Origin of the sequence: Marinobacter sp. UBA5687 (assembly GCF_002420325.1) — a bacterium.
GTDB lineage: Bacteria > Pseudomonadota > Gammaproteobacteria > Pseudomonadales > Oleiphilaceae > Marinobacter > Marinobacter nauticus.
On sequence record NZ_DIHV01000037.1, the window covers coordinates 1 to 7,904 of the forward strand.

At 56.0% G+C, this 7,904-nt stretch carries 7 protein-coding genes; all 7 read left to right on the forward strand.

Translation table 11 applies throughout. From position 1 onward, the window contains the following. Positions 1 to 198 precede the first annotated feature (198 nt). The 7 genes from B3Y70_RS04045 to B3Y70_RS04075 all read left to right on the forward strand — a co-directional run bounded on the left by B3Y70_RS04045 (position 199) and on the right by B3Y70_RS04075 (position 7,861). Entirely contained in the window at positions 199 to 1,401 is a 1,203-nt protein-coding gene (locus B3Y70_RS04045; protein WP_226538183.1) for a DUF6160 family protein, read from the forward strand. 107 nt (positions 1,402 to 1,508) lie between these two features. Further along, positions 1,509 to 2,468, forward strand: coding sequence for a hypothetical protein (locus tag B3Y70_RS04050; protein WP_014420475.1), 960 nt, complete (start codon positions 1,509 to 1,511; stop codon positions 2,466 to 2,468). Beyond that, the gene (locus tag B3Y70_RS04055; RefSeq protein ID WP_286715935.1) at positions 2,465 to 3,022 is read left to right on the forward strand and encodes a hypothetical protein; all 558 of its coding nucleotides are present in this window, start codon (positions 2,465 to 2,467) and stop codon (positions 3,020 to 3,022) included. Before B3Y70_RS04050 ends, B3Y70_RS04055 begins: the two co-directional genes overlap by 4 nt. 12 nt (positions 3,023 to 3,034) lie before the next feature. After that, a complete protein-coding gene (locus B3Y70_RS04060; protein ID WP_278350391.1) occupies positions 3,035 to 5,428 on the forward strand; it encodes a DUF6160 family protein in 2,394 nt (797 codons plus the stop codon). A gap of 104 nt (positions 5,429 to 5,532) precedes the next feature. After that, on the forward strand, positions 5,533 to 6,492 hold the full coding sequence (locus B3Y70_RS04065) for a biotin--[acetyl-CoA-carboxylase] ligase (RefSeq protein WP_278350392.1): 960 nt from the start codon (positions 5,533 to 5,535) through the stop codon (positions 6,490 to 6,492). After that, positions 6,489 to 7,217, forward strand: coding sequence for a type III pantothenate kinase (locus tag B3Y70_RS04070; RefSeq protein ID WP_206854960.1), 729 nt, complete (start codon positions 6,489 to 6,491; stop codon positions 7,215 to 7,217). Before B3Y70_RS04065 ends, B3Y70_RS04070 begins: the two co-directional genes overlap by 4 nt. 188 nt (positions 7,218 to 7,405) lie before the next feature. Continuing rightward, entirely contained in the window at positions 7,406 to 7,861 is a 456-nt protein-coding gene (locus B3Y70_RS04075; protein WP_288589235.1) for a hypothetical protein, read from the forward strand. Positions 7,862 to 7,904: the final 43 nt, after the last annotated feature.

Sequence of the window (7,904 nt, forward strand, 5' to 3'; positions counted from 1 at the left end):
GCTGCCGGGGGTTTTTTATTGCCTGCAGGAAAGCGAGCAGATATGACCCTGTGATCAGGCGCACAGTTACGCTCGGTAAATAGCGTTAGCATTCCCTCAAGACTGGCAGAAAAAAAGACTAAAAAGCCAGCTTCAGAGACACTCATCAGTCATTCGATCATTGCCGTCAATAACAAAAAACGGCGGGCAGGTATGGCTATGAGTACACGTAAAAGACTATTCCTCGCGCTGTCCATGGTGCTGTCTTCGGCTGCCCATGCAGATTTGCAGCCCATTTCTGATACCGAGCTGTCCGAGGTGACAGGTCAGGCCTTTGTCTCCATAGACCGCCAGTACCATCCCGATCCCAACGAAAATACCTCCTATACCCGTGTCAATCTCGGTATGGATATCGAAATTCAGACCAATGTTGATGTTCTCGAGATGGGGCGATATGAGCGAGCGGGTGAGAAGCAGGGTTCTTCCGATGTACTGATCCGCGATTTTGCGCTCGGGTACATCAATAACCAGGCCTACTACAGCAAGAACCCTGATTCTCCGCGACAATATCGCCCCGATGGCTCAGCCTATGGCGAGAATGAGATTGTTCCGTTCATGATCGATAGCCCGTTCTTCGAGTTTGCCTTTGATGAAACCACCAATGAGGTGGTAGGTGTTCGCCTTGGCTTTGGCGAGTCCATGGGCATTCTCTCCGGCAAGATCGAAACGCTGACGGGTAACGTCAATGTCGACATCATCGATCGAGGTGAAGGATTGCGGGAGGCTAACTCCACCGGCAATTTCTTCGATCAGTTGATTGTTCTGCTCACCCCTTTGCTCGAATCCGGCAGTCCACTCGCCACCAAGGCGCAGCTGGTCTATGGCGAGGAAGGTGATCCGCGCATTGGCGAGCTTGATCCCATTCGTGCGGAGTATATCGGTATTCCGAACGGGGAAAAGTTCGTTCTTGAAGGTGCCGCCGGATTCACCCGCTGGTCGCTGAAGAACCTGATTGGCTGGGGATCCAGTTCGGAGATTGAGGTGCCGGATTGTTCCTTCTTCAGCTGTGGTGCTGGTGACATCTATGTCTATGCCCAGGATTGCATGGTGCTGGGCATAGACTCCTGCTTTGATCTGGATATTTACAACAGTTTCCCGATTGGCCAGGTTGAGGAGGTCAATGGTGAGCGGCGAATTACCGGTCCCGCCGATGGTGCGTTTATTTCGTTTCAGACCAAAGATCTGGATTGGCTGAAGGACGTCAAGAAAACCGACATCACGGTAGAGGACTTTATTCGGGCGACGTCCGGCGCATTCTTCAATATCCCCAATGGCGCCACCGAGGTAAACCTGAATGAGGCGTTGTACGGCACGGACCGTTATCGGACTGAGTACATAGACCGTGGTCGGGGGCTGTTCTGATGAGAGGATTCGGGTTCTGCAACTTCCCCTGCACTTCAATGTTGTCGTTAGCGCTCTTGTGGTCTTTGCCCCTCCAGGCTGAGATGGTGACTCTTAATGAGTCCGAGATGTCCGAGATCGATGGCGCCGGCATAGGCCTGGTTCTCGATAACTTTACCTTCTCCCATGGAACCGACGCGCCGGATGCCAATGGCAACCAGGCCCGTATATTCCGAATCACGGGCATCAAAAGCACGGACGGGCAGGACGTGGATATCACCGTGAATCACTTGTACATCGCGGGCGCTGATTCCGCCTATGGTCAGAATCTGACCCCGGTCAACCTGGGGCGTTTGCTGCATCCCTGGCGAATTGACGTGGTGGACGGCAACACGATCGGGGTCAGAGATAAATCGGTGTTGGAAATCGCCGCGCCCGCGATGCTCAGTGCGGCCGAGGGTTACGATTGCCTGGGTGGCTCAGCGGCTGCCGGAAGCGGTACCTGTTCAAGCCGCCCCGCAACTGAATCCTGGATCGGCGAGCGAGCCGATATGGGAATGCAGATGAATGTCGCGGTGGGCAACGACCGCTCTGCCAACCTGAATATACATGCGAAAAGTGCCGTGATTGACGGCAGCTACCTGCGTCTCTGGGGTGATGACGCGCGCCAGCAAATGGCCGGCCAGTTCAAGCTGAACTTCTACTCTCCGGAGCTAACCATCAACGCCTGTACTCAGGATGGCAGCGAGTGTGGCTCCCGCATCACCATGTCCGATTTTGTCCTTCAACTGGCGATCGGTAACGAGCTCCAGCCAGTGTTTTTTGATGTCGACGGTACGGGCAATTTCGTGCTGGAGGTAGATGCTATCGCTGCGCCGGCACCCGGGCAGATTGCCGCAAACGGGCTTCGGGATGGCAGCGATACCGCAACCTGGGACTTCTATGAAGCCTATTACACCAATCCGGAATACCGGAGCAATCTCCGGATTGGCAACTTTGGTGTTGGTGACCGGGATTTTGGCTCCGCCCGCATCGAAGGAATGCTCATTCAGCACCTGGAAATCAGAACCAAGGACTTGGCGCCATGATCCGTCTGACTTGTTGTTCAGCTACCCGGTTTTGCCTGCTCTTTGCGGCCCTGCTTCCCGCCTTGGCGTATTCCGAGATGTCGCCGCTCGGGGACGACGCCCTGGCTGATGTCTCCGGCCAGGGGGGGATCTATCTGTCTGGCGACATCAGCATCAACGAAATGGGAGGTCCGGTTCAGAACAATTACTTTGGCCGGTGTGATGAGGCAGATAAGAAATGCGGTGCTCGCTTTGCCTATCGGCTGAAGCAGGATGGCGGATGGATGGTACTGGATGAAATTCGAGGGATGTTCGCCTTTGAGGGTCTGACCCTGAGGGTGCGTTCGATCGATTCCGGCTTTGGGGGGGATGGTGCACTCTTTGACCGTGATGTGATTGAGCTGGGCTTGCCAAATGTTGTCCGGTTTTCTGACGTACAGTTCAGAATCGCTTCCAGTAGCACGCCACGACCAACTGACCCCGGCTTTCAGCAAACCGACATCTTTGCGGTGGAAATGCAGGGGGACGTGATCATGCAGGGTAACCTTCTGGTTTTTCCGGATGGAACCCCTTAGCCAGGAGGCATCATGACTCGTAAGCTTTCCGGAATCCTGCCCCTGAGTACGGTCGTCCTGGGCCTGGGCAGCTATTCGATGATAACCGCTGCAGATCTCCAGAGCCTTGATGACCGGGCGCTGTCTGAGATACGAGGCCAGAGCGGGATTACCATCGAAACTGACCTGACCATGACCGCAGACAAGCTTTCCTATTACGACGATAACAAAGGCGTCCATCTGGAAGGCATGCGGGTGGGTTCCTCGGAAGTGCCGGGCCAGGGCGCATTTCATCGGACCAGGATCGATATCGGCAGTGATTCTGCGCTGAATCTCGAATACCTGGTAGAAGACCGGCGGGTCGAATTCTCGGACATCCGGCTGGCCGGCGCGCCCGGTGTCAGTATGGGCGGGATTTTCTTTGATCATAGCCTTCAAGGCACCTTGAGCCTGCGCCAGCAGACCGCAGGTGGAACCGGCTATGAATTTGATTCCGCGTACACCATGACGGGAGGCCGTCTGGGCTATAGAACCAACGGTAATTCGGTGTTTCTGGACGATATTACGATGTCCGTTGAGGCCTTGGGAGTAACTCTGGAGCGGGTGGGCCAGACCCTGGAACTGACGGCTCCAAGAGTAAATGGTAGTTGGCAGGTCGGTGCTATTCGATATTCCAGCGATCCTGCGATTTATGGCCGTAGCACCAATGGTAACGGTGACCTGCTGCCCAGCTATGGCGGTCTCTCTGGCCAGTACGAACTGTCCTCAACGACCGGTATATCCGCAGGAGGCCGCGCAGGGGAGGGATTGCGGTTTGATAACGAGACAACCATACATAGCGCGTCTTTCCTCTATCACGATGATGGCCATGCACTCGCCCTGAGAGACATCACTGGTTCCTACCGAATTCAGGACCTTCGTCTGGATGTGGGTGAGGATTGGCGCGGCCGACCGGCAGTGGGTTTAACGCTTGGGCGAATGGAAGGCGAGTTTGAGGTCGGAGCCATTGAGATTGGCGGTGCTGGTAAGAGCTTTGGGGCCTTCAACCTGAGCTTTCTGTTGGAAGACCAGGTATTTGGTGGTCGCAACTACACCAATGCGCTCTACCTGCAGGGCGGAGGCCATGTCGATGCCGGTGCCCAGGGCCTGAGGCTGGCTGCCCAGTGGAGCCTAAGGCTTTCTGATCTGAGCTATACCGAGGACGGCAACAGGGTGATTATCAGCGGCCTTCAGTCCTGGGGGCAGGGCGATATCACCGTGAACGTTACCCGTGACGGTGTTCAGGGTGGAACCCGATTCTATGACGGTTTGAGAATTGGCTTTGAGGGGCTTGAGGCCGGTTACCGTATTAATGGGATGCGCGTTGGCAGTGATGATGCGCCATTGCAGGGTGGCACAGAATTGTTGTTGGCGCTCGGCATCTATCCCGCCTACGATTTTACGCTGGACGGTCACATGACGCTCGGAGCCGGTGGCGCGTCCGGTGAGGGCCTGACAATTAATTCGGATATTCACATTCGTGACGGTCGTGCTGCAGTGATTGCCGCTCCTTATGACGAAGGTAACGGTGAGCAGCCCCAGAAAGGTCTCTGGCTGACCGATATGACCTATGATGGTCATGTTCGTAACATGACTCTGGATGTTACCGATGAAGGATTGGCGCTGGCAACGGAAGAGTCCTGGAGCACCATGGATATCGGCAATGTCCGGATCGGTAATGGTGTCGATGGAGAGAGCCTTGGGCGTTTGAAGATCCAGCGTTTTGAACAGGGGAGCACGACGTTGATCAAGCCTGGTGGTGCCGGCAACGTCTGTGTGGGTGGCGCTGGTGCTTCGGCCTCGGCCTGTTCGGCATCGGGCGGTGAGTGGGAAATGCGGGGAGAGGAAGGTGTCACGATCGAGATGAAGAACATCCTCGCCCGTGCTCAGAGCAGCGAGAAGCGGAATTCGCTGTTGTGGGAAACCAATCGGACCGTCGATGGCCAGGGGCGGGCCGTGAATGGTTCCGGAACCCGCCTGGTTCTGGACAATATTTACACGAGTGACGGTGGTGATTTCGATGGTGATGGCGTCGACGACAATACCTACGGTATTCAAACCGATCTATCCGTTGACGTTTACCAGACCCGAGTCGTGAAGAAAGAAAATGGAGCGGACTCGCTGGGGGTGAATGGCGCCCGTGGAGATGAAAAGATTATGGATGCCTCGGCCCCCCAGGGTTATCGGTATGTGTCCTCTCCTTCTGAGGCTGATCGCCTGAACCGTCCACTGGGATTCGCGGTTAAGGCGGAAACCCGTTTCAAGGAACTGACCATAAATAATATCGATCTGGTTCATCCTGTGGGTGGCGCCCAGACCGCCGTGTTCGGCGCCGTGCTGCAGAACGTGAATATTCGCGCAAACCTGACCGCGACACCTATCCCCTAACGTCGCGACCGGTAAAGGGGTAAGGCCAGTGCTGCCCCTTTGCTTTTCAATCCCCTCCTGTTGTTTAATCCGGGCTTGTTTATTCCCAGTCTGGAAGCTCATTGATGAAATCCAATGCATTGCTGTCCCTGCTCAGTGATCGTGAAATCCATTCCGGTGAATCGCTGGCCCAGAAGCTGGGCGTTTCCCGGACGGCGGTGTGGAAGCATATCCGCAAGGCTATCGCCGACGGAACTGACATACGGACCATTCGCGGGCAGGGTTACCAGCTGGTGTCCGCACTGGACCTGCTTGACCGTGACATCATTCTTGGTCAGCTCAATGCTTCGGTTCGAGAGCGGATACAGCTCACTGTTCTGGATGAAGTGGATTCCACAAACGCCGAGGTTGCGCGCCTACTGACGTCGGCGCCACTCCCGGTGGTGTTATCTGACTGTCAGACGTCCGGCCGTGGTCGAAGAGGTCGGAACTGGGCCAGCCCCAAGGGCCAGAACCTCTACCTGAGCCTTGGGTTGTCGATAAAAGGTGGGTTCTCGGCCCTGGATGGCCTCAGTCTGGCCCTGGGCGTTGCCGTCGCCAATGCCATTGAGCAGGTAGGGGGCGGTGAGGTAGGGCTCAAGTGGCCCAATGACCTGTTTGCCCAGGGCCAGAAATTTGGTGGGATCCTGGTAGAAATCCAGGGCGAACTCCAGGAAGGTTGTGTTCAGGTGATCGCAGGAATCGGTATCAACGTGCATATGACTCGAGCTGAAGACGTTGATCAGCCCTGGACGAGCCTGGACAAGCGTTGGCCAGACCAGGCCTGGGTCCGCAACCAACTCGCTGCCGGGATGATTGCTCACATTCTGGCAGCAGTGACGGAATTTGAGGCCGGTGGCTTCCGGCAATTCCGGGAGCGCTGGCAGCGCCGTGACATCTTTAGCGGCCTGCCCCTCGTCACCCGTGACGGTGAATTAAAGGGCCTGGGAGGCGGTATCGACGAAACCGGAAACTACCTCCTGAAAACAGCAGAGGGCGAAATACCGGTGCGGGCGGGCGATATCAGTTTGCGGGTGTCTGAATGATTCTGTTGATTGACGCTGGTAATACCCGCCTGAAATGGCGACTGACTGGAACAGGCGGCCCTCTTGAAGGGGCAGCGGTCATGGCAGATGCTGAGCCCCTGACAGGACTTTCAGGCTACTGGTCTGACATCGAAAGAATTCTGGTGTCGACGGTGGCCTCGGAAAGCGCCCGCGCGCAACTTCATGAACTGTTGCTTGCCCGGGCCAAGGTGCCTGTTGAATATTGCTGGGCTGAGTCGACGCGCGATGGCCTGTCCAATTCCTATGGGGATGTGTCGCGCATGGGGGCTGATCGATGGCATGCCATGCTGGCAGGCTGGGTCAGGTGTAAGGCTTCTTTCGCCGTTGTCGATGCTGGTAGCGCCGTCACCGTGGACTATGTGAATGCCGGCGGGCGACACCTCGGTGGCTACATTCTTCCTGGGCTCCAGATGATGCGCCGTAGTCTGAAAGTGGATGCGGCACGAATTGGATTTGAGCAGAGTGAGCAACTCGACACCCGCCCGGGACAATCGACCGGCGAATGCGTCAACCACGGTCTGGCCTGGCTCACCGAGGCCCTTGTCCAGGGGATTCATCGCGATGCAAAAGCCTTTGGACTCTCTGCGATCTATCTGACCGGTGGCGATGCCCGGCGTTTGCAGGCCCTTGGTCTTGAGGCAAACGTAGTTGAGGGTATGGTGCTTGACGGTCTTGAGCGAATCGCCAGCGCGGGCGTTCTGTGATGAAGTGGCTGGCGTTTCTGTTGGCAGCTCTCAATCTGGCTGTTTGGTTTGTGCCGGCCTGGATCGAGCCATCCCGTTATGTTGGCGTTTCATCTGGAACCCTGCCACGTGTCTCCAGTCTGAAAGTGGCTTCCGAGACCATGGAGAGCCCCTCCCGGGAAGAGAGTTGTCTACGGATAACGCTCGGAATGTTTGATGCGAGGGATGACGCCGAGAATGTGGCGGCCGGTCTCAAGCATAGAGTCGGCATTGTTGAGGTTGAGAAGGAGTTACCGCCCCTGCATTGGGTATTGATTCCTCCGCAGCCGCCGGAAGCAGCGCGAGCCCAGTTCCGTGGGCTCTATCTTCAGGGCGTGGAATCGTACATTGTTTCCCGTGGAGAGTACCGTAACGCCATTTCCCTGGGACTGTTCGAATCCCTTGAGGCTGCGCAATCGGTAATGGCAGAAAAAAAACAGGCAAATCTGAATGTAGTGCTGGCCAAGTTCCCTCGAAATCGTTTAGGATACGCGCTCGTTTTTGAGGTTGAATCCATGGCAGAAAGTGAATGGGTTCAAGCGGTTGAAGCGAAAACCGGTTACGAGTTCGATTTCGTTGAAAGCAATGCTTGTGAAGGTGTTGCAAGGCCGGAAAAAAATCCGTAGTATACCGCCCTCGCTGAACAGGCGAATGTGAGCTGGCGTAGCT